The organism is Bacteroides sp. MSB163, from assembly GCF_036416795.1.
GTDB classification, from domain to species: domain Bacteria; phylum Bacteroidota; class Bacteroidia; order Bacteroidales; family Bacteroidaceae; genus Bacteroides; species Bacteroides maternus.
On sequence record NZ_CP143867.1, the window covers coordinates 4778698 to 4801690 of the forward strand.

At 46.2% G+C, this 22993-nt stretch carries 28 protein-coding genes; all 28 read left to right on the plus strand.

Annotated elements, in window-relative coordinates; translation table 11 throughout:
- Positions 1 to 6 precede the first annotated feature (6 nt).
- The 28 genes from VYM24_RS18395 (at position 7) to VYM24_RS18530 (ending at position 22993) form a co-directional block, all read left to right on the plus strand.
- The gene (locus VYM24_RS18395; protein WP_330940590.1) at positions 7 to 294 is read left to right on the plus strand and encodes a hypothetical protein; all 288 of its coding nucleotides are present in this window, start codon (positions 7 to 9) and stop codon (positions 292 to 294) included.
- 2 nt (positions 295 to 296) lie between these two features.
- Positions 297 to 698 (plus strand): hypothetical protein, encoded by a 402-nt coding sequence (locus VYM24_RS18400; protein WP_330940591.1) that lies wholly within the window; start codon positions 297 to 299, stop codon positions 696 to 698.
- Positions 699 to 718: 20 nt separating this feature from the next.
- Positions 719 to 1060, plus strand: a complete 342-nt coding sequence (locus tag VYM24_RS18405; protein ID WP_330940592.1) for a hypothetical protein — start codon at positions 719 to 721, stop codon at positions 1058 to 1060.
- Positions 1061 to 1118: 58 nt separating this feature from the next.
- Positions 1119 to 4160, plus strand: coding sequence for a CHC2 zinc finger domain-containing protein (locus VYM24_RS18410; RefSeq protein WP_330940593.1), 3042 nt, complete (start codon positions 1119 to 1121; stop codon positions 4158 to 4160).
- A complete protein-coding gene (locus tag VYM24_RS18415) occupies positions 4160 to 4480 on the plus strand; it encodes a hypothetical protein (RefSeq protein ID WP_224321541.1) in 321 nt (106 codons plus the stop codon). Before VYM24_RS18410 ends, VYM24_RS18415 begins: the two co-directional genes overlap by 1 nt.
- A 59-nt stretch (positions 4481 to 4539) precedes the next feature.
- On the plus strand, positions 4540 to 4869 hold the full coding sequence (locus VYM24_RS18420; protein ID WP_224321542.1) for a hypothetical protein: 330 nt from the start codon (positions 4540 to 4542) through the stop codon (positions 4867 to 4869).
- A 604-nt stretch (positions 4870 to 5473) separates the two neighbouring features.
- Positions 5474 to 6058, plus strand: coding sequence for a hypothetical protein (locus VYM24_RS18425; RefSeq protein WP_073314394.1), 585 nt, complete (start codon positions 5474 to 5476; stop codon positions 6056 to 6058).
- A complete protein-coding gene (locus VYM24_RS18430) occupies positions 6039 to 6527 on the plus strand; it encodes a hypothetical protein (protein ID WP_025834328.1) in 489 nt (162 codons plus the stop codon). Before VYM24_RS18425 ends, VYM24_RS18430 begins: the two co-directional genes overlap by 20 nt.
- 84 nt (positions 6528 to 6611) lie before the next feature.
- On the plus strand, positions 6612 to 7739 hold the full coding sequence (locus tag VYM24_RS18435; RefSeq protein ID WP_330940594.1) for a Clp protease ClpP: 1128 nt from the start codon (positions 6612 to 6614) through the stop codon (positions 7737 to 7739).
- Positions 7740 to 7758: 19 nt separating this feature from the next.
- Positions 7759 to 8994 carry a hypothetical protein gene (locus VYM24_RS18440; protein ID WP_330940595.1) on the plus strand — a complete coding sequence of 412 codons (1236 nt, stop codon included), beginning with the start codon at positions 7759 to 7761 and terminating at the stop codon, positions 8992 to 8994.
- Between the two features lie 11 nt (positions 8995 to 9005).
- Complete coding sequence (locus VYM24_RS18445; RefSeq protein ID WP_118424663.1) at positions 9006 to 9605, plus strand: hypothetical protein; 600 nt, start codon at positions 9006 to 9008, stop codon at positions 9603 to 9605.
- Between the two features lie 134 nt (positions 9606 to 9739).
- A complete protein-coding gene (locus VYM24_RS18450; RefSeq protein WP_288259179.1) occupies positions 9740 to 10630 on the plus strand; it encodes a hypothetical protein in 891 nt (296 codons plus the stop codon).
- 20 nt (positions 10631 to 10650) lie between these two features.
- On the plus strand, positions 10651 to 11220 hold the full coding sequence (locus tag VYM24_RS18455) for a hypothetical protein (protein ID WP_330940596.1): 570 nt from the start codon (positions 10651 to 10653) through the stop codon (positions 11218 to 11220).
- The gene (locus VYM24_RS18460; protein WP_330940597.1) at positions 11192 to 11479 is read left to right on the plus strand and encodes a hypothetical protein; all 288 of its coding nucleotides are present in this window, start codon (positions 11192 to 11194) and stop codon (positions 11477 to 11479) included. Before VYM24_RS18455 ends, VYM24_RS18460 begins: the two co-directional genes overlap by 29 nt.
- Positions 11472 to 12071, plus strand: a complete 600-nt coding sequence (locus VYM24_RS18465) for a hypothetical protein (RefSeq protein ID WP_330940598.1) — start codon at positions 11472 to 11474, stop codon at positions 12069 to 12071. Before VYM24_RS18460 ends, VYM24_RS18465 begins: the two co-directional genes overlap by 8 nt.
- A gap of 58 nt (positions 12072 to 12129) precedes the next feature.
- Complete coding sequence (locus VYM24_RS18470) at positions 12130 to 12825, plus strand: DNA methyltransferase (RefSeq protein WP_330940599.1); 696 nt, start codon at positions 12130 to 12132, stop codon at positions 12823 to 12825.
- A gap of 10 nt (positions 12826 to 12835) precedes the next feature.
- Positions 12836 to 13048 carry a hypothetical protein gene (locus VYM24_RS18475; protein ID WP_025834342.1) on the plus strand — a complete coding sequence of 71 codons (213 nt, stop codon included), beginning with the start codon at positions 12836 to 12838 and terminating at the stop codon, positions 13046 to 13048.
- Positions 13049 to 13123: 75 nt separating this feature from the next.
- A complete protein-coding gene (locus tag VYM24_RS18480; protein ID WP_330940600.1) occupies positions 13124 to 14788 on the plus strand; it encodes a hypothetical protein in 1665 nt (554 codons plus the stop codon).
- Between the two features lie 812 nt (positions 14789 to 15600).
- A complete protein-coding gene (locus tag VYM24_RS18485; protein WP_330940601.1) occupies positions 15601 to 16167 on the plus strand; it encodes a phosphoribosyltransferase in 567 nt (188 codons plus the stop codon).
- A gap of 15 nt (positions 16168 to 16182) precedes the next feature.
- Entirely contained in the window at positions 16183 to 16773 is a 591-nt protein-coding gene (locus tag VYM24_RS18490; protein ID WP_330940602.1) for a JAB domain-containing protein, read from the plus strand.
- Positions 16774 to 16939: 166 nt separating this feature from the next.
- Positions 16940 to 17500, plus strand: coding sequence for a phage holin family protein (locus tag VYM24_RS18495; RefSeq protein WP_330940603.1), 561 nt, complete (start codon positions 16940 to 16942; stop codon positions 17498 to 17500).
- Positions 17484 to 17984, plus strand: a complete 501-nt coding sequence (locus VYM24_RS18500) for a hypothetical protein (protein ID WP_330940604.1) — start codon at positions 17484 to 17486, stop codon at positions 17982 to 17984. The genes VYM24_RS18495 and VYM24_RS18500 overlap by 17 nt, the downstream gene beginning before the upstream one ends.
- On the plus strand, positions 17978 to 19054 hold the full coding sequence (locus VYM24_RS18505; protein WP_330940605.1) for a hypothetical protein: 1077 nt from the start codon (positions 17978 to 17980) through the stop codon (positions 19052 to 19054). The genes VYM24_RS18500 and VYM24_RS18505 overlap by 7 nt, the downstream gene beginning before the upstream one ends.
- 10 nt (positions 19055 to 19064) lie before the next feature.
- Entirely contained in the window at positions 19065 to 19343 is a 279-nt protein-coding gene (locus tag VYM24_RS18510; RefSeq protein WP_025834352.1) for a hypothetical protein, read from the plus strand.
- The gene (locus tag VYM24_RS18515; RefSeq protein WP_330940606.1) at positions 19343 to 20698 is read left to right on the plus strand and encodes a hypothetical protein; all 1356 of its coding nucleotides are present in this window, start codon (positions 19343 to 19345) and stop codon (positions 20696 to 20698) included. The genes VYM24_RS18510 and VYM24_RS18515 overlap by 1 nt, the downstream gene beginning before the upstream one ends.
- Positions 20698 to 21729, plus strand: a complete 1032-nt coding sequence (locus VYM24_RS18520) for a DUF6712 family protein (protein ID WP_224321557.1) — start codon at positions 20698 to 20700, stop codon at positions 21727 to 21729. Before VYM24_RS18515 ends, VYM24_RS18520 begins: the two co-directional genes overlap by 1 nt.
- Positions 21726 to 22520: a hypothetical protein gene (locus tag VYM24_RS18525; RefSeq protein WP_330940607.1), complete on the plus strand. Its 795-nt coding sequence runs from the start codon at positions 21726 to 21728 to the stop codon at positions 22518 to 22520. Before VYM24_RS18520 ends, VYM24_RS18525 begins: the two co-directional genes overlap by 4 nt.
- Positions 22517 to 22993, plus strand: coding sequence for a hypothetical protein (locus tag VYM24_RS18530; RefSeq protein WP_330940608.1), 477 nt, complete (start codon positions 22517 to 22519; stop codon positions 22991 to 22993). Before VYM24_RS18525 ends, VYM24_RS18530 begins: the two co-directional genes overlap by 4 nt.

The window sequence follows — 22993 nt, forward strand, 5'->3', positions numbered from 1 at the left end:
ATAAAAATGGAAAATATTAATATTAAAGCAAAAATAGAAGAATTTGCAATTGACTGCGCCAATTACAAATTGAATGGCCTCTGTATCCTCTCTCAAAAGGAAAAGGATAAATCTGCATTAGCAGCTGTAGTGTGTGGGAACCCGGTAGATATTGCAATGGCCATAATAAAGGCTATGAATGAAGAACCTCTAATGGCAAAAATAATAGAGGCTGCCGTTGAGTACCAGAAACACTTGGATGAGCTTGATGATTCTGATATAGATGAATTATTAAAAGAATATCATAAAAACTAAAGATGAAAATACACTATTTCTATAGAAGAGAATATAACAAAGGGTTTTACAATCTTGAACTTGTGGCCTGGCTGGAAGAGACTGAAATATCAAGGCTGGGTTATAGCAGATTAAGCTTTACCCGGTTGGAAAGATTGAGAATCTTTCTATCAAAGGACGATCGTTATCATTGTCACACTATGAAGCATGACTTCGGAGAAAACAGTTGCTATGGTCATTATGCTCATACACGTGAAGAACTGAATGAAGCTATGCATAAAGAAGAATTACTTCCTATCGACGGTCGGAACTATGAAAGATTCCGGAGAGTGGCTATCGGCCTTTATCGTAAACAGTCTTTAGTGGATTTCTCTAAATTCAAAGGGAAGCAAAATTATACGATTAAGCAGCTAATAGGTGATTAACTTTTATATATAGGGCAACTATGGCAGAAGACAATCTTGCACTCGATACCCCTATCGAGACCTTATTCAAATACCTGCTCAAAGATTATCACAGAGAGCAACAGCGCACCCTGTATCTGGAGGGGCAAATCAGAAGTGTGCTGAAGCGGAATGCTTACCTGGAACAGGAAATCGGCAAGGTAAAACAGCAGCTACTGAAGAAGATAGAAAGGAGTGAGAAACAAATTGATTATTCGCAAGAAATCAGCCAGCTACACCAGGCTGTTTCCTGCCGGAACAATACCATTGAGCAACTCAGAAATGAGAATGCCCGGCTGAAAAATGAACTCGATACGTATATGCTGTTTCTTGGCAAAATTTAAGTCCTATTACTTAATCCTAAAAACAGTGTAATTCGTAGCGGCAACATATAAAACTCTTATGTACTTTACTAAAGATGATATAAAACGGATCAAGGAAGCTTCCAAAGGGAAGCTTCTTGATGTTATCGGTGACTTTCACGAACTACGGAAACGAGGCGCTGAATATAAGTGCGAATGTCCCAAATGCCACGGACAGGAGAAGCTACATATTTCTCCGGCCAAACAGATTTTCAAATGCTTCAGTTGCCCGGATATAAAGGGCAAGGAACCGCTGGACTATTTGCAGAGGGCGGAAGATATGCAATTTCTGGAAGCCCTCGACCACCTGGCACGCAAATTTAATGTACTACTTGATCCCAAACCGGAGAAAAAGCCAGCCAAGCCTGCTAAAATGAAGAAACAAAGCAAAGAGGCCAAAGGAGAAAGCATTGATACATTCTGCGCCCGTATGCTTGCCGGTAGCGGACTGACATATCAGGATGTAACGGCACATATCTTCAAGAAGGGAGATACACAGAGTCTTTTTGAGGCAAAAACTTTCCGTCCGGGAACCATTGATGAATATGGTAATATCGTTGATGGGGATGATGTCATTATCGAATACTATGATCTGGACGGTATGCCGGTTACCTATATGCGCAAATTACCGGGACGTGGCAAGCAGGAACTCAAGGTGTATTATCGGGTCCGCTGGCAGTTCCCGGACGAACACCGGGACAAGGAAGGGAAACCGTTCAAATACAAATCTCCTGCCGGTAGTGGTACGCCCATATACATTCCGGAACGCATGAGGCAGATGTATAAAAAGAAAGAGCAGTTTCCGAGACTCTACATCCAGGAAGGGGAAAAGAAGGCGGAGAAGGCTTGTAAACACGGCATTCCCTCAATAGCGGTTAGCGGTATTCAGAACCTGGGACAGAAAGGGGCATTGCCGGAAGATCTTGTCAAGATTATCACCGTTTGCGGTGTTAAGGAAGTGGCCTTCATTTTTGATTCAGACTGGAATGATCTGTCCAACAATATAAAGTTCAATACTCCTGTTGATACACGCCCCCGGTGTTTTTTCTCTGCCGCCCGAAATTTCAAAGAATACATGCGGATGCTGAAGAACCGCGGTATCATGGTGGAAATATTCATTGGCCACATTAATAAGAATGATGAAGGTGACAAGGGATTGGATGATCTGTTGGCAAACAAACTGAGCGGCCATGAAGAAGAACTTGCCAAGGATATAGAATTTGCCTGCAATGAGAAATCTGGAATTGGCAAGTATGTAGAAATATTTAAAATTACTACATGGAACGATCAGAAACTACGTGAGTTATGGAATCTGCATAGTCACGAAAAATTTGCTGAGCAACACCGCGAAGTTTTACAGGAACTTCCGGAGTTTATCTTTGGCCGGTATGCCTATAAGTTTGACGAAAGCGGCAGGGTGGTATCCGCCCTACCCTATGATGAAGATGAAAAATTCTGGAATGAAGACTATAAGGAAACGAACGGCAACAGAATACCTGTGTTTGAATACGATTATGTGGCCGCCAAAACCTTTTTTCAAAACCGGGGGATCGGGCGATATCGTTTGCTCGATACCAAATTATGGACGTATATCCATCTGGATCCGCCAATAGTCCGGACTATTGACGTAGAAGATGCACGCGATTTCATGTTTGCCTTTGCCGAACAGAATTGTAGCCGCTTTGTCAATAATCAGTTACTCAAGGGAGGCTCGCAATATGTCGGACCATTCCAGATGTCAAGACTTGCTTTCATCCAACCCAATTTTATATCCCCGTCCCGTGATGAACAATACTTCTATTTCCGTGACCGCTGTTGGCATATAACCCAGCATGAAGTCAAAGAAGTGGGCTACGAAAGTATTACTCACCAGATATGGGAAGAACAGCGGAAAAACACCGATGCCAAATACCTCGGCCATCCCCTTATTGCCTTCAGAGAACAAGACGGCAAATATGATTATGAACTCTCTCCGGAAGGAAAGAAATGTCATTATCTGCAATTCCTGATCAATACCAGTAATTTTACCTGGAGAAAAAAGCCTGAAGAGATTGAAGAAGGCGAACTTTATGAAAATAATCTCCACCTGCTCAGTAAAATGTGTGCTATTGGCTATATGCTGATGGAGTGCAAGGACGCGAACGTGACACGTGCCGTTATTGGCATGGACGGCAAGCAGTCGGAAGTGGGCGATAGTAACGGCCGTAGCGGTAAATCGCTTGTTGGCGAATTAATGCGCCAGGTAGTCGATACAGTCTATATATCCGGAAAACGGACGGATATCTTCAATGACAGTTTCATTTGGAATGATATTGATGAACAGACCCGTCTGGTGTTTATTGATGATGTTATGCAGAATTTCAATTTTGAGTTCCTGTTTCCTAACCTTACCGGTGACTGGACTGTAAACAAGAAGGGAGGCGCGCGTATCACCTATCCTTTCGCAAAGTCTCCTAAAGTATATATTCCAACGAACCATGCTATCCGTGGTACGGGTTCCAGTTATACTGATCGGCAATGGCTGATAGCTTTTTCCGATTTTTATAACGACCAGCATAAGCCTATGGATGATTTCGGGGTATTGTTCTTTTCCGAATGGGACTTCACGCAGTGGAACCTAACTTGGAACATGTTGGCCAACTGCATACAGCTTTACTTGAAATTTGGAGTTGTACAGGCACCGGGCGAACGCTTGCAGCAACGTAAGCTCAGACAAGAAATTGGCGAAACCCTTATATCCTGGGCGGATGAATATTTTAGCAGCGAAGAAAACCACCGCCGTACTCCCCGTAAGGAGATTTACGACAATTTCTGTAACTATGATCCGCAGCAACGCAAATTCATAAGTGCTACGGCATTTAAGGACAAATTGAAAAAATATTGCGAATGGAAAGGCTGGATATTCAATCCGCATAAATACGATGCAAAAAGCGGTTTACCCCTCTTCCTGGATAAAGACGGAAAACCGGTTATAGATGATAAATCCGGAGGTATTGAATACTTTACCATAGGAAAAGCAGCTGGCGAACTGACACCGCAGAGTGATCTTCCTGAAGCATCAACTAATAAGCTTGCATTCTGATGAACGATACACATTCCGATATTATAGCCCGGCTTATGCCTCTCTACGAGATGGCACCTGAACGTTTCATGGCGTTCTATGATGCAGTATATCTGATGTGTATTGACTTACCGGAAGGCGAGCAGTTCCGTATTTCAGATCGTTGTCAGGAAAAAGACCTGAAGCTGTTTCAGGATATCGTAAAAATACTCATTGCGGAACAACCATACGATGTGCATACAGGACAGTTGGAGTTGTCGGATGATGTGGAGTACGTGAGACGGACAACGGGCTTTAGCCCCTCTGTAAATCGCTTCACTCCGAGACGGGAAAAGGAGTAGATTATGCCAATTTACTACGATGTAAAGATACATATTTTCAATGAATTACGCAAGAAATCATGCTAAAAAAAGAGCATAAAATATTGGTGGTCGTTTCACCGGATCCGGTCGAACGCAAGCAGCTGTTGAGTCGCCTGGTAGTACGGCTTGGCTTTGCCCGCATTCCTTCAGATGCGGCAAAAATCATATCGAATGATATCTTCAGTATAGACCTGGCAACGGCCTATTTCGTTTTCTGTAGTAATTATAATTTTCGTGGGGCCGTACTCACTAACCAACGTTTATATGAAATGGCTGCACGGGGCCTGTGTGTAGTTGTAGGAGTCCGTTCAATTCCCCGTGAGTACGAGTTCATTTGCAGAGTATTCTATCCGGAGGACCTTCCATAACAGAAGTATTCTTTTGATGATTACCGGTCATTCCGAGAAAACATAACACGGAGTATTCTTAAAAGTACATATTGAGTGTTTGCCTGCATCCGGCGGTACGTGAGTACAGTCGGATGCTATCTTTTCTTTCTTTTGCCCCTTCCCCCTTTCCCCCAACCCATTACAACAACGATTTGAACAAACGTGCATGAGCGACAGTCGTAGGAACTGCCGGAGGGGGTATATTATTCTTTTTTTTATTCTTCTTTTTAAAAAGAGACTACCTTAAAAAACAGAAAAAAAATCGTGCATTCGTGCAGAAGTACTGTTGTTTTCTTATATCAATTTGATATGCAACAAATTACAGGCGCACAAAATCCGCACGAATTGCGCACAAATAGCGCACGAATTGTACTTTTTCGGGAAAAAGGCCGAAAAGTACGCAAACGGAAGAATTAGTGCGGGAATGTACGATTTTTGTGCGGGTATAATCTATTGATATACAGGTGTGTATAAATGTGTACATGTACAAAAGTACTGCCGCACGAATTTTATACTATATCCGTGCAAGGACTTGGTTATATGCTCGGTATTTAGTATATTTGTGTAAAAATCAACACTTTAAATGATAAAGAAAGACCGATTTGTCTGTTGGCTACCTTGCAAACCATATGTTAAGCAGTTCCTTTTGCATAATTTCAATACGCCTGATGATACCTGGACTGAAATCGTTAACCTGTCTTCCGACAAGGAGTTGCAGAACGATTTCCTTTCACGGCTATCCAAGCCTGGACGCTACGAGAACAAATACCGTAACCTCTACCGCTATACGGCCAATGTAGCGGTAGAGATACGCCGTGATGACTTCTACCGTTATGGCTGGTCGATGTCGAACACCGAAGTGGTGGCATTCGGTACCAAGATTGAACGGCGGATCAAACAGATATTGTTCCTCTATCTTGATACGCACGTGAGTATGGGGCTTCCGCTATCAGCCGCCATCCGTAATTTCCAGACGAAGTTCGGATTTACTGAAGACACCTGGTCTTATGACACCATCCGCAGGGAGTATAACCGACACGGATATCGGAAGACAGTGGAGAATACTACTATTTTTGATTTTATTAACCGTATAATATTGGGGAAGTTGTCCGAGTTTGGGACAATTTCCCAGCAAGGAAGATTAGCGTATGAAAGTGATAAATTATGATTTTGAAAACGTCGGAGGACTGTTGCAGGTGATTGCCGTTTCCCCGACCTCGTTTTTGCGGATCCGTAAGGATTACAATGCCGGTCTGAACTACCTGGAGCTTCGCGACCGGGAGAATATTATTTCCATTCCGGTGTATGCCAATGACACTTATATATATAATGAGGACAAGGAAGTGAATGATGCGGGGGATTGCTGGAATGTTTCCATTGAAGGGGTGATTCCTAAACTCTCCTCAGTGAATAATCAGCTGATGGAGACGCTGGAGCGTGGCTTGTGGTATGTGCTGGCAGTGGACGGTAACGGCCAGGTCCACTGGTGCGGTCAAGAAGACGCACTTATGTTATTCGCCACGAACAAGACAAGCGGGCGTTCCGTTTCAGAACGGAACGGCACGTCTTTTACATTCACCTGCGTACAGGATGAACCCACCATTTATATATCCGGATTGGAAGAACTGGAAGCGTAAAAACAACGCTTATTCCCTGTTTGACGGTGCCCTGTGTCCTTGGGTACCGTTTTTTTTGCGCTTTTCTTTGCGCAAAAAAGTTATATGAACGAGACAGTTATCACATTATTCGGCAGTATTGACCGGTATTGTTACAACAAAAATTATCTGAAGTACTATTTAGATAAGGCAAAAGGCCAACCCGTCCGCCTGAAAGTCTCAAGCTTTGGCGGTGATGTGGCCGAAGCGGTCGCCATGGCAAACCTTATGGCTGAGCATGGCAATGTGACGGTGGAATTTATCAGCTTCAATGCTTCGGCGGCTACCATACTGGCGTTCGGTGGCAAGTCCATTGAGATGCATGAGGACGGTATGTGGCTGGCGCATAAGTGCAGCCTGGGCGTGGACATTTGGGGACAGCTCAATGCCGATCAGATTGAAGGTGCCATTAAGGAGTTGCAGAACAAGAAGAAGAGCGCCGAAGCCATTGACTTAATGATTGCGCAAAAGTACATCAACCGCAGCGGCAAGAGTCTGAAGGATGTTATTGCCCTGATGGAAGAAGAACGCTGGATGCCTGCCGCTGAAGTCAAGGAATGGGGCTTCATAGACAGGATCATTCCCGGTGTGCATAAAAAGCCTCAGGTGACCAATGAAATAACCGACTGCTTTACTGCCATCGGTTTACCATTGCCGGTACTCAATGCTTCCGAATCGGAAACGCAACCCAAAGGCAATGACAGAAACCTTGTTTCCCAAATCATTGACGGTATCAAAGGGTTGTTTCCTGCCAATAATAAATCTGAAGACATTTCTAATTCAAATACAGTTATTTCCATGCGTAAAGAATTTACTTTCATTAATCAGATCCTCAACTGTGAAGGCATTGAGGAAAAAGACGGTAAGACATCGCTTACCGTAGAGAACTTGCAGGCTATCAATGACGCCATCAAGGTAGCCAATGAGGCGAAAACCAAAGCTGAAAGCGATCTGACAGCCGCCAATACAGCCAGACAGACGGCCGAGAATAATCTGACGGCAGTTGTCAACGACCTCGACAGCCTGAGTGATAGCGTCAGGAATGCAGCCGACAACAAGACTAAGGTACAGGTTATCCGTGATATCGTGGCCAAGATTCCCGGAACGGCAACCGCCAGTCATCAGGAATCGAATGAGGACAGCAAGTTTGCCGATATCGCCACGGATCCGATCAACAGTTATGAGAATGAATAACATCTAAACTATTCTATTTATGGATTTTAAAGCACCTATTGACATTACCACGGTTCTGACCGCGGTAAAAAAACACAGAGACATCCTGAAGGCGGTCGATAAGCTCGACGCTTCGGAGGTATTGAAACATTTCACTCCGGTACCGGGCATTACCGATTCCCTTGAATTGGGCAAGGTAGAAGGCGGAAGCATTTCAAGCAAGTACACCGGCAAGTTTGAAGCCGGCAAATATCTGGGTAAGATTGTTCCGCGTCGTCTGGTCGTTCGTCCCGTCGTGATGGAGATGTCCGATGAGCCGGAACGTTACCGTCGCACCTACATTGCTGAGGTACCCGGTACGCTCCGCAAAGAACATCCCTTCGAGCTGTGGTTGATCAACCACGGGCACGAACTGGCATCCAATGATTTGCTGTTTGCCATCTTCACAGCGAAATACAGCGCTGATAAGAACAAGACGGACATTCAGGACTCTTTCGACGGTATCGGTACCATTGTTACCGAAGGCGAGGCAGTCGGAGATATCTCCAGTGCTGAAGGCAACGTATATGCCACCGGTGAGCTGACTCGTGCCAACATTGGCGAAAAGTTGCTGGAGATGTGGCGTCACATGCCGCGTACCTTCAAGCGCAAGAAGAACATCAAGATGTTCATTTCCGACGATTTGGGCGACATGTATGATGACTGGCGCAAAGATGAAGGTACTATCGTTATCGGATTAAAAGAAGATACTTCCGATACACAACACCTGCTCGGTTCCAACAACCGTTGTGAGCTGGTACGTGTTCCAAATCTTCCCGATGGTAGCCAGTTTATCATGCTGAGTACTAAAAATAACATTTGCTACGGATTTGACAAAGAGAGCGATTTCAAGTCTATCAAGCCGTTCAATTCCGGCAATCCTTATACGTTCGATGCTGCGGGCAAGTACGTGATTGGCTTCCAGTTCGTATCGGTGCATAAATCGGAGTTCTGCGTCAATGACCGTCCGGTGGATCCTGAAGGGACCAATCCATTCGGATATATCGAGGTCACAATTGCACCGGATGAAGCGAAGGCCAACGGTGGCAAATGGCGCATTCAGGGTGAAGAGGCTTGGCGTGATTCCGGTACGTATGTAGCGGTTCCCGGTGGTAAGGAATATACCGTCGAGTTCTTGGAGGCCGCCGGATATACCACTCCTGCCGTGCAGAAGAAAACTCCTGCTGCGGGTGCAGTAGAGAAAGTGACGGGTACATACGTTGTTAAATCTGAATAAATCCTGTGACTATGGCAGAAGTAGATCCTAAATTATGTATTGCCCTTGATGATATCAACGAGGCAATGGACTGCGAGAACCAGGATAATATGGGCGGTATCATACCGTCCGTTATCTTCGGTTATCATGCAGATGTGGCGACATGGCCGGACTACCCGAAAAAGACGGATGATCCGCTTTCACTGGAGGCCGCCGGTGCACTGGTCGGTGATCTTGTTATGAAAGAAGGTTGCCGGGCCTATAAGATGGATATCACTGACGAACTGGCTGAGTTCAAGATTACGGATCAGGGAGAAACCGGTGGTGAATCGTTCCTGATGGACTTGAATATCATTTCGGCCAAGATGCGGAAAAAGATATTCGGCTTTGAGAATGCGACCAAAGGCCGCAAGATGTTCTTCATCGTGACCGACAACAATGGCACGAATTACCTGATGGGTGACAAGCGGCGTGGTGCCATGCGTGCCTCCGGAGACGGTTCTACCACCGGGGCAAACTCTACCGCGCGTAATCAGAATACACTTCATTATACTTTCACCGCACCGCGTAAATGTGTGTATGAAGGTGATGCGGAAGACATTCTCACTGTAAAGAACGCACCTGGAGGTTGATTTTTGTTTCTTCGTTTGGTTAGTTGCTTGTTTATGTCCGTCTCCGGAGTTTTTCCGGAAGGCGGACATTTTGTTTTGTCCTATCACAGCAATAAAATTCGCAACACCTTTGTATAACGTTAATATCAAGAATCATGGCTGAAATTACAAATGCTTATATCGTAGCCCGCAGAGAAGGTATCGCCTGGCTGAACTCTGCTAAGAGAGAATACAATACTGGTGTGGCTATCCTTGCTAAATCAGGTTACAAGACAATCGTATCATCCAAACTGGCTAAATTAGGCGAAAAGCCACATACCCGCGAGAAGCTGGAATACGAGATCCGGCAAATGATTAAAGTCTGGTATCATCCGGATGATCCGCGCTTTGAGGATGTGGACCTGGCGGATGATGCGGTGCCCGGTAATGATGGACGTTCCGAGACTGTTCCGGAAGCAACGGCGGCGGCCATCGTTACCATTGCGGAAAAAGAACTGGCACGTGAAACGGATGAACAGCCCGCTTATCCGCCTGTTATTGCCAAAATTATCTATGATTTCCGGGATTGCTATAATGAACGTTCACGGCTGCACCGGTTACTTGCCGAACAGGGTGAGAGCAATACAGCGGCTGTATGTTCACAGCGCAAGGATATTGTTACCCGTATAGCCTCTCTCTCCAATCGTATGACATTGCTGGCTGCCATCAAACAGCAATATGAGCAGAACAAGGAGTTGCCGACTGATGAGCAGCTGGACGAGCTTTATAAAAAAGTGGATGCTGCTGAAGAAAAGCCGGAAAAGGAAGATGAACAGACCGATATCAGTTCCCTTTCCGTCGAAGAACTGAAGAAAGCGAAATCCAATGCCAAGAGTAAGATTACCAAGGCAAAAAACATGTTGCTGTATTCTTCAGAGAGCAAGCCTAAAGACGGCAAGGAAAACCCGCTTCCGGACTGCCCCAAACGTGTGAGATACGAGAAGAAGGTGGCTGATCAGGAGGCACTGGTGGAGAAAATAGAGTATAGACTGGCCGAGCTGCAATAATGTTGGTATGTTGCAGCGATATGAATGAGATGCCGGCGGAGAGAATGAAGGACAATGCGCTCCCTCTCCGCCAAACGGATGTGGCAGCCTCCGACCATGATCGGGTTTCGGAGAAGCTGCTGCATCCGGACGCTATGGGAGTGCTGGTTCCCGGCAGGGATAAGCATTTCTATTCTTCCGGAGCATTTAACCTGATCCAGTTGATTTTATATATTTTGAAACAGACCGGTCCGGCACACCTGTTCTTGACTACTTACTCAATCTCGATGGATAGTATCAACACCCTTCGTCGTAAGGTTGAGACCGGTGAGTTGCTATCGGTACGGTTCCTGATCGATAACCGTGTACGCAGCATCTCGCCCAAACCGTTCGATTATCTGGTGACTACATTTCCAGACTGTTACCGTTGCCTGGCATTGCATGCGAAGGTGGCGTTGCTGTATAATGAAGACTGGAACATCACCGTAGTAGGCAGTCAGAACGCCACACATAACCCGAAGTTGGAACGTGGAATCATCCATACCGGCAGAGATATTTTTGACTTTGATTTTAAAATGCTGAATGATGAGTTTGACGCAGGAACAACGTGAAGAAATTGAGAAAATGGCGTACCGCCTTATCCCTCCGGGAATGATCGCAATCAATATCGGTGTGGATGAGACGGATTTTCTTGCAGAGCTCCGTACTCCGGGCACTGAAGTCCGGACGGCTTTTTATCGTGGGCATCTCAGCCAAATGGTTGAAGTACGGGAGGCTATCATCAAGTCCGCCATCAACGGCAGCAATCCAGCACAACAGGAACTGATCAAGTTCTTTAAATCGCAAAAGCAATATCTTGAGTATGAGTAACAGCTTGACAACATCCAAAAGTAAATCTGCACTGGAGGAACAGTCATATGAACTCATCCGGCAGCACATTATTGATCCGGAAAACAGTCCGTTGCCGGAGCATCTTCGGGTGCAGTGCAACCGGGTATTGCAGATAGCCCGTTTGCTGGATGATTATCCCAATGAGAGCCATATCATCAACATCATGCTGGCGAAATACCGGATTTCACGTACACAGGTACGTAAGGATATCGCCCTGGCAAAAGAACTGTTCAAGACACAGCACCAGTTTGACTGGGATTTCTGGTTTGCCTGGATGATCAAGGACCAGATTCAGCTTATCCGGGACTGTAAGCTCAGAGGTGATCTGAAGAATTGGAACAACGCTAAGAAAGTGTTGCATCAGATGATTGGTGAGAAACCGGCTTCGGTTGAGGATCCGCGACGTATGGAGAAAAATGTCTTCTACATCCAGATCAACAGTATGGGGCAAACAGTAGATATCCCGCTGAATGCGATCCGTAATCTTTCACAGGAAGAGCAAAAAGTCCTTGTGGATTCAATGTACACGCCTATTGACGATGTGCAGGCAGAAGAAATAATGAACTCATAAATATAACAGCCTTGTGCGGGCTTTGTAAAACCCATATACGATAAGGAAAGGAGCTAATATGCCAATAAGTAAAATTTACAACTACGACAGGATGGAGTTCTTATCTAAGTTCCCTGACAAGTTCTTTGATCTTGTAATTGATGATCCTCCCTATGGAATTGGAGAAGATGGTTCAAAGAATAATTCCCGAAATAAAATAGCTATAGCAAAGTCATATGTTGCTTATTCAGGAAATGACGCTGATCCACCCCCGCAAGAATATTTCCAAGAGCTTATTAGGGTTTCAAAGAATCAAATTGTTTGGGGAGCAAACCACTTTATAAGCCGAATCCCGATTGATAGCCATTGTTGGATAGTTTGGGACAAGGATAATGGAGCAAGTGATTTTGCAGATTGTGAACTTGCTTGGACATCATTCCAAACGGCTGTTAGAAAATTCAAATACAGATGGAATGGAATGTGGCAGGAAAATATGAAGCATAAAGAAAAACGTATTCATCCTAACCAGAAACCTGTGGCTTTGTATGGTTGGTTGCTCAACAATTATGCAAAATTGGGTTATAAGATTGGAAGCCCTCACATGGGTAGTCAAAGTGATAGAATTGCAGCGTATAAGCTCGGCTTTGATTTTTGGGGCTGTGATATAGATGAACACTACTTCAAAGCTGGAGATGAAAGATTTCGCTCCGAATGCTTTGGAGAAACTAAAACGAGTAAAGGAATATTACTTCAGCCAAGTTTATTTGGCGTATAACAATAAAATCATGAAGAAACTGACAAATAAACGCTTGATCTCTTATCTGGTTGACCACAAACATATTGATATGGTATCGGTCAGCAAGACACAAATTGTTTGCACCGTATCCGCCAAGTTTAAGCCGGATGAAGTGAAAAAACTATTAGACGATACAGGGCAGCCGATGCCCCGTATGACTTCTTCCGAAGGTGTGAATTACATTGTTTTCCCACGTTATTGATACGGCAGGACAATGGACGAAAACGTTTGGGAAGAGGTCATACAGGTCAATCCGGCACAGGCGGCATTTTTGGTAATGCCGTACAAGAACGGGTATGTCATCTATTCACGTGCAACGGGTAAATCATTCATTACCGGTGCCGTGATAGATGATAATATCCGGCTCATGCCGCGAGGTATTACCACACTCACACAGGCTACCATTGGGCAGGCGCTCACTAAAACGTTGCCCTCGGCATTCAAGATGCTGGAGATGCTCGGTTACAAACAATGGGATCCGGTCAGCAAGACCGGTGACTATGTGGTTTGTCGCAGACCCATTGAGGGCTGGTATAAGCCTTATGAGCACATCATGTCGTTTGAGTATGGCATCAGCTTCTCCAATGGTCACATGCTCTACATACTTACCCAGGGCGGTAACAGCCGCGGACCGAATGCTGACTACAACATCACTGACGAAGCGCTGACGCTCGATAAAGAGAAGTTCGATCAGGAGGCGGCACCGACCAACCGAGGCAATGAACACATCTTCGGACGCAAGTCCGAGAATCCCGTTCTGAAACATCACGGCAACACCTTCCTTTCCTCCATGCCTTACACGCCTGAACAGAAATGGTTGCTTGAACCGGCCAAGTATTACGAAGAAGAACGCGGCATCCGACTGTTTGATGTCTGGAATAAGATTGTGCGGTTACAGATGCAGCTCATTGATGCAAGGATTGCGAATGATGCGGGACTCTTCAAGGAAATCTGGAATGAAACCGTTCGTCTCAGGCAAAGCATCACGCCGTTCGTTTCACGCGACGGCACGCTTTTTATCCTTGGCTCCATCTTCGACAATATCGCCAATGTGGGCATGAACTATATCCTGAACCAGCACAAGGTGATGGATAAGCTTTCTTTCATGATCGAGATACTGAACTTCATGGTGGATAAGATTGATAGCTGTTATTACCAACTGGATGAACGGCACGTGTATTACAATGCGACCAATGACAGCTATATACGTGACTTTGCCGAAGATCATAACTACAATTGGCAACAGCTTGCCAACAATGATGACAGCCGGCGTGATCTGGACTGCAATCCGAACCAGCCGATAGAGCTGACGCCTGACTGGGGGTCTGCCGCCTCGTTCCTTGAAGTGGCGCAGGAACGCAATTATGATTTCGTGACGAAGCTGCTGACACGTGAGCCGGTGGATAACAATATCAACGAGTTCTTTGTCAAGCGTGACGAGGAAGACGATACAATGGTCAACGCGCTGATGGATAAGTTCTGCCACTATTACCGTAACCATATCAACAAGCACCTGCATTATTACCGTGACCGCTACGGGGATGCACGTCGCGCCAACAATAAAAAATCCTATAATGAACTTGCCATTGAGCGCCTGGAGAAACACGGCTGGACAGTGGAACAGCACACCCATGCGGGCATGGAGCCGCCGCAGCATGATAAATATCTGTTGTGGGCTTCTATCCTGGCGGAGAAAGACGAACGTTTTCCGAAGAAGCGTTTCAACGGCTCGAAATGCAAATACACGCTGATCTCCATGAACAACACGCGCGTTATCGAGGATCGTGAAGGACGGTTTGCCAAGGATAAGCGTAGTGAGCGCAACCAGTCCATCCTTCCTGAAGAGGCAACACACTTCGGGGATGCAGTCGATAAACGTGTCTGGACGAAGTACGGGCATCTGCTCAGGCAGGCATACGGGTTCGTGGACGCACGTATCTGATTCACTGCACATACATTCGCAACAGTTATCGCAATACTTATAACAGGACTCGCAACGATTGAGGACCGGATGCCGCATCGGAGGACAGGCGGAGGGTGTTTTCTTTGGTGTAAAAATCTGTTACTTTTGTCATATATCCTTACTTTTTGCGGCTTTTTTTGCGACTTTTGTTAGGGCGCGGTAGGAAGAAACTTCCGTTTCTTTTTCCATTCGGATGGAAAATGGGGTGTTGTGTGTTCATTCTCAAGAAGGTAGTTTTCTTATAACATTCATTAACAGAGTCCCCGGCGCGCGCAAAATCCGTACTGAAGAAATAGGCAGGCAAATCTATTTCCCCAGTACGGATTTTGCGCGCTTATAGAGGTAGGAAGCGACGCTTCCTGTGTTTGTTTTTGCACCCATGCAGGTCCCCGGTCTTTTCTGTTTCAAATTCTAAGGTAGGGACCGTAGAGCGGTATAGTTTTCAACTATGTATTTTCAGGCTGTTTCCTTTTCTGATTGTCGCCCTTTATTTCTGTCTCCTATCACTACGCAGTTTCGCTTTTTTGTGCTGCAAAGGTAAATGTTGACGTCACCGGCTCAAGTTCAAGCTACGTTTCAGAAAAAATCTCCACCCGTTGGGTAGTATTCAAGGCTACGCTTTTCTGAAAAACTTGCTCCAGTGTCTTACAACACCTTTTGATGCAGCGTAAAAAAGGCGAAACATACCGCGTAGTGACAGGCGACGCAGAAAAAAAAAGCTCCAATCAGGGAAACAGCCGATAAAAGGCTCACACCCGGAAGCTCAAGGTTCAACATAAAATTTTAAAGTTATGGTAGCAAAAAGAAACATTCCCGAATCATGGAAAAATCAGTGGCATAAACCGATGATTTCCTTATTTGACTACATACCGACAAGATACGAGGCTACAGAACGGGAAAAACAAATCCGCTCACTGATATGGGACTTCAAGGCTGGGAAACGCAGCAAACAGGTAGCGGCTATCGTAGCGGGTAAGATAGCGGAAAAATTCGGTTCGTTTGCCGATAGCATTGTGTTTGTCTGTGTTCCTGCAAGTTCGGCAGAACGGACGGAAAAACGCTATCGGGACTTTTGCGAAGAGGTTTCCAACCTTTGCGGGTGTATGAATGGCTACAAAGCCGTGAAAGTGGGCGGAAAACGTATGACCATCCACGAAACCAAGAAAGGCAAAAGCATACAGAACACGGAAACTGTTACGCTGAATACTGACTTTTTCAACGGAAAGCGGGTACTCGTTTTTGATGACATACTAACGAAAGGACACAGCTACGCACAATTTGCGTGCGCACTGGAGCAATTAGGTGCGGAAGTGGTGGGAGGTTATTTCTTGGGTAGAACAATTCTTTCTTATAACTAATATATATTTTTTGTTATGAATACTTTATTCGATAATGATTGCCGCTACATGAGCGATAGTGAACTGATTTACGAGATAAGCAATAATAGGCAGATTGTTTCAGACGTTGAACGCAGCAACGGGGAGATAGATATAGACAGGCTGTTTGCATCCTTGACGCCTGGACGCAAGAAAGTAGCCGTGGCAGCAGTGGAGATATACAAGAGACAGCAGTCTCAACAGGTTGAACGCAGGCTTATACGAATGAGCAAGGATGTATATGATTTGATGCAGCCGTTAATTGGTGATTTACGGAATGAGGAGTTTTGGGTAGTGGCTATTAATAATGCATCCCGAATAATCAAGAAAGTACAGGTTTCAGTAGGCGGTATAGACCAGACTTCGGCAGATGTACGGCTGATAATGCAGGTGTTGATAAATACGGGAGCTTCGCAGTTTGCAGCGGTACACAATCATCCGAGCGGCAACAGCCGACCGAGCAATGAGGACAAGAGGCTGACGGAACAGCTTAAAAAGGCGGCAGCGTTATTCAATATTCGGATGATGGACCACGTAATTATAACGAATGACGGATATTATAGCTTTTGTGATGAAGGAATGATTTGACGGATGGGGTGCGGGCGCACCCATTCCGTTTGCTCGCACGCTCGCAAACGGAATGGGACCCAAAGCGGTATTTTGTTTTATGTTTCCCGTTCCTTCAACCACGGAGGGGCTTTTTTTGTCCTATGAAAGCGGATGGTATGATTTTACCTTTGTGACAAAAAAAGATATGATACGCTTCATTACCAAGTTCGTCGGTACCTATGGATATGATTCCCTGAAGGAGTTTTTTCTTTCAGTGGCACCCAGTTTTAAATATAACCTGCAACTGCCGGCTATTTCCTTCAGTGCAATCACTGCGGTAGTCAGTGAATGGATAGGTATTACTCCGCTGCTGGCGATGGCTATGCTGATCGCCATTGTTTCCGAAATGTGGACGGGTATCAAGGCAAGCAAGATCCAGGGCATAGGATTTGAATCCTTCCGTTTCTCACGCTGTATCATCAAACTGTGTATATGGCTGACCATCATTTATATCACGCACTCATTCTATCTGGAGAGCAAGGCAGGGGCGGAAGATAGCTTCATCATGCTGCTGGCGACTCTGTTCTTTTCAATTGTCAAAGTGTTCGTCATGACCTGGTTCTGTGTGGAGCATGTGACAAGCATATTGGAGAACCTGGCAGTTATTGACGGTAAACCTAAAGATACGCTGATCAAGCAGGTGGGCATGTTGTGGGTTATGGTTACAGACAAGTTTAAAAGAAAGGTAGATGAGACGGAACGTTAGTTGCATATTACTATGTGCGTTTATAGCACTTCTTTCCGGTTGGGCAGGTCACTGGCTGGGTTCTCGCCACCGGAGTATTGTTTACACTCCGGAAACGGTGGTCAAACATGACACGATACGACCTGTCATTCCTGAACCGGAGGTGATTGTCCGTGAGGTACCCGCAGAAGTAGATACGGCGGCTATACTGGCCGATTATTTCTCGGAGAAACATTATCTCGATACGATTATTGAACGCCCATACCTGCGGGTGGAAATGACTGATATCATATCCCGCAATGCGTTGCTTGACCGTACCGTAGTGGTGGATTACCGGCAGCCGGTTATGTACAACAATGCCTTGACATTGGGGCTGGATGCCGGGCGTTACAGCTGTGTATTGTCCGCAGGGTATCGGCGTAGATCGTGGGAGATCCGGGTGGGATATAACCTGTACAATAAATCACTGGTGTTGGGGGTATCTAAAGATCTGTGGAGATGGTAGCGAATTTGGTCAATAACACGTATCTGTTTTCCGCCGATATGGAGGATATCCGTATTACGGACGTACACGAAAAACTGGTTTTCAAGATGACAGTTGACGGACAGGAAGCGCTTTCTGAAGTGTACTATCCGGACAGTGGGAACGCAGTCTTCATTTGCGATCCGGGTGATATCATCAATGAGTATTTCGTTCGTCCGGAACTGGGAGGCGGTGATGACCAGATCGTATTGGCTCCTATGACAGTACAACTGTCTCTTTCAGACAGCGAGGCAACCGCTGACTACACGCTGTATGTGTTTCACTCAAGATACCGTGTGTCTTTCGAGCCGCTGACCGGCTTCATATTTTATTCCCGCTATAAGATCAAGCATATCAGGCAGAATACGATTGATTACCTTTCATTCTTTGTGTCTGACAAGACAAAAGTATATTTGGATATCATCTATCAGGAGTCCGGCAGCAGCGTCAAGAAAACCGTTGAACTGCAACTCTCCGATGCCAACCGGATGATGGCATACAACCTGAGTCCAGCCAAGGTGGGTAAACTTGCGGGGCTTAGGACCGACAATATCCTATCGTATGATGCACGTATCACCGATGGCACGTTGACGGATATTGTAAGGTATGTCATGGATCGGAAAAGCCACCGTGAAATGCACCAGTTCCTCTATTACAACGTATTCGGGTTGCCGGAATCCATATCATTCTCAGGATTGGTGCAGTATAGTCCGGAACTGGAGGGTGATATCGCGGATATGGTGAAGCTGAAAAGAAGATTCAATCCGTTTTTCAATGATCTGCGCACGGTCAACACCGGGTATTTGGACGAAAACAAATACAAGGCCCTGATAGACATGCTTACCTCTCCGGTACAGCGATGGTACGACACGCCTTCGTTGCCGATGGAGATCATCATCACAGATATTGACTTTACCCATACGAAAATGGGTAACCAGCGGGTAAACGTGAATCTGACCTTCTGCCCGGCAAGCCGGAAGCATCAGGTATTTGACAGATACTCGTTTGGTGGCGGTATTTTCGATTATACATTTGACAGGACATTTGAATAAATAATATACAATGGAAACAATACGCAGAAATTTGGCATTGGCCGACATGGATATCCGCAGGGATGAACGCGGGAACCGGCGCGTCTTTTCGATAAAATTCGTCAGCAAGGAGGGTAAGGTTTACTTTATCCCGCAGGCATACGCCTGTGGTGCCGGACGCATGAACATGAAGGAATACCAGCTTCGGGGGGTACAGCCCTGCGACTGCAAGGGCAATCCCGAAGGGCATCCCTATCCCGTGGATATAGACCTGATACTGGAGTATAACAAAATGAAAATCGTATTCTGATGAACATACTGTTTAATTCAAGCGGCATTCCCTTGCTGATGCAGTCCACGTACATATTCGGAGAGACTACCGGGGCACCGCAGAACGAGATGAAGGACCGTGCCCGGATCCTGTCGCCATACGACTTGTCGAATGTCAGCTACATAGACATTGACGGGGTGAAGGTGCGCCCATGGGGAGATGAGAATGATTTCCCGCAGAAGGCGGCCGAAGAGATTGGCAACACCAGTGTGCTTAATACCGGATTGAAGTTTCTCCGTAACCTGACACTTGGGCAGGGCATTTATCCTTGTACGGTGAACGGTTACGATGATGGCGGTAACGAGATACTGAAGCCCGTTACGGATAGCCGGGTACAGGCTTTTGTTGCTTCCCGGAATGTAAGACGCTACATGGAGAAGGTACTGCGGGATTATCTGAAGTTCGGTAACGGTGCTGTCCAGTTCGTTCCATCGGCAGCGGGTAATTCCTTTGCAGGAGTTAATCCGATAAATGCGCTTTATCGGCGCTATTCCGAAGTGGATGAGTACGGAGCATGTAAATGTATTGTTTCCGGATATTGGCCGCAGCATCCGGGCAAGGGGCAGTACACCAAGCTGGAGGTATTATCTGAATATGATCCGCAGATGCACGCCGAAGTACTGAAGTTTGCCGGGAAGATGAAGAACGGATTCATCCTGCCGGTACGTGACAGCTGGAGCAATGATGACCTTTACGGCATGCCTGTATGGTGGCCGGCATACGTTTGCGGATGGGTGGAGATCGCCCATCTCATCCCCCATTTCCTCAAGAAAGCCTATAAGAATCAAGTTACCTGGAAGTGGCATGTACAGATACCTTACAGCTATTGGGAGAAGAAATACCCGTCCAAGGACTATTCCGTTGATGAACGCCAAGCGGCTATTCAAAAGAATATGGATTCGTTGGAACAGAACCTATGTGGTCCGGATAATGCGGATAAACCCATTTTCTCACATTATGCCGTCAATGAGATGAACGGCAGAATTGAAGAGGAATGGAAAATCAAACCGTTGGAGAATAAATACCAAGGGGGCGATAACCTTCCGGTATCGGCAGCCGCTAACTCGGAGATCTTGTTCGCCCTCATGGTCAATCCCAATGTGCTCGGTGCCGGTATGCCGGGCGGTACATACGCCGGCAATCAGGGCGGTTCCAATATACGTGAGGCGTTCCTTGTGAATATTGCCAATGCCTGGATTGACCGGCAGAATATTCTGGATCCGATTGAACTCTACATAAAAATGAACGGTATGCCGGAGTGTGAACTGCGTTTCCGCAATACCATTTTAGTAACCCTCGATACCGGAAGCGGTACCAAAAAAACGTTGAGCTAATGATATTCAGTGCAGAGAAATGGAACAAGGGTGCCGAACTCAAGGCACTGATGAAGGTGAATACCGCGATTTCGTTTGATATGATGGAAGCACCGCTTCGGGGTGCCTTCCGGCAATTCCTGTTTCCACTACTGGGGGATGCGATGGCGGCCGAAGTGATTGAGATATATAATTTCGGTCCGAATCCGGATGTGTTGGAACCGAATACTGAAGGGGCAACTGAACGGGAAAAACTGGATGCCCGGCTGCTTGAGATCTGCCAGCGCGCGAACGCGAACCTGGCGTTCTGGAATGATTTCGATGAAATCAGTGTCCGGATTACGGATGCGGGATTTCAACGGCAGAAGTCCGACAATGAAACCTTTCAAGGGGTATATAAGTACCAGGAAGACAATCTTCGGCAGTCTTTCCGCAACAAGGGGTTCAATGCGCTGGATGAGCTGCTTGAGTTCCTGTATGCCCATATAGCGGAATATCCGGAATTTGCCGCCTCGAAAGCCTACCAAGACCGGAAATCCGCCATTGTCCGCAGTACTGCGGATGTGAATGATGTCTGTTTCATTGGCGGCAGCCGGATCATCTTCCTGCGGTTGCAGCCGCATCTGAAATTTGTAGAGGAAATGTTACTTCAGCCGGCTATCGGTGACAGGCTTTATGAGCATCTGATTGACGGGTTGGTCAATCCCCCTGAAGATGAAGAACAACAGAAGAATGTGGAACGCTTGCGTCTGGCTTGTTCCCGCTATATTGGGACAATGGCGGTCAGACGGCTGTTGATGGAGACGGGCAGCATTACAGACCGCGGACTGTACTTTACAACAATCCGGTCAGGTGAAAAGGGTAATGAACAGAAAGAGCCGGTTGATACGAAACGGATAGCCGTACAGATACAGAACCTGAAGGCGGATGCCGACATGTATATGACCGCATTGCTGCGGATTGCCCGTAGTTATTTTACTGATTACTATGCCGGTGATCCCCGTAGGATATTCGACCGGGACAATGACCGTAAACGTACATTCTGGGTATGAGAGAGCTTCGTATTGCATATCGCAGCTTCGGAGTCCGGCGTGAGGTTATACGCCGGGTGCCTCAGAAATGGGAAGAGCTGACACCGTCGCAGTTCCTGCTTGTGTCACGGTTTTACCTTCAGGAGACGGATGAATTATTTTTCCTGAAGGAGTTCTATTCCCTGCCTTCCGGTGTCATTGCGGACAGCTATTACAGGTATAAGCTGAGTGAGCTGATAGAGTTCATTAGCGATTGCCGTGTCCGGATGGATCGCTTTATCCTTTCCGATGTGTCCGGATTGAAGGCACCGGGTGAGCGCCTGAAGGGGATGTGTTTCGAGCACTTCATGCACGTGGACACGGCTTTCAACCGCTATGCGCGTGATGGTAAGGATGCCTCGTTGGATGCTTTCATATCAATGCTGTACCTGAAGCATAACGAATATATTGTCCTACCGGCGGGTGGAAAAAACGGCTTATTTAGCAGGCAGAAACCGCTAATGCTGCAAAAACGAATAGTGAAGGTGGCGAAGATAGACCGACATGTCAAGTATGCCATATTCCTGAACTACGTTTTTGTCAAAAGGTGGCTTTCCAAGGCGTTCCCTTTCCTGTTTCCATTGAATGAAGATCCGGAACCGGAGAAGAACAACAAGAAACCGGCCGCACCATCGGTCAACTGGCTTGATATCTTCGATGCCTTTGTCGGTGATGATGTGGCGGTGATGGAGAAATACCAGGCGATGCCAGTGGCAACGGCGTTCCGCCTGCTCAATAAAAGAATACGTGACGCTCAAAAACAGAAGAAATGACATTTTCAGAGTACATAGAGAATTTGGCCGAACGCCATGTCGATATCCGGCACAAGGAGAATGACGAGGTACATTTCCTCTCATCCGAACGGGAGAAGCACACGGCACTGGACAGCGTGCTTCACTATCCGGCGGTGATTCTGGACCGTGGCTCAGGGTTCGGATATGGCGGTGCTACGGGGGCATACCTGAAGGATCGTGATTATCTGCTCTTTGTATTGGAACATGTGTCCGATACTTCAGACTACGAACAGATAGAGGCCGCACTTGATAAGTGCGAGCGCATTCTTGATGAGATGCTGAACCAGGTACTTGAAGACAAAAGGAAGAACCGCCAATGGATCGCCTTTTCACTTGAAGAGGTAGAAGCGGATTATGTGGTGAATATTGATAGCCAGCTTTATGGGGTGGTCGCGGCAATACACTTGTCGCAACCCTATAAGGCTGTTAACTGTAGGAAGGCATTCAACTGA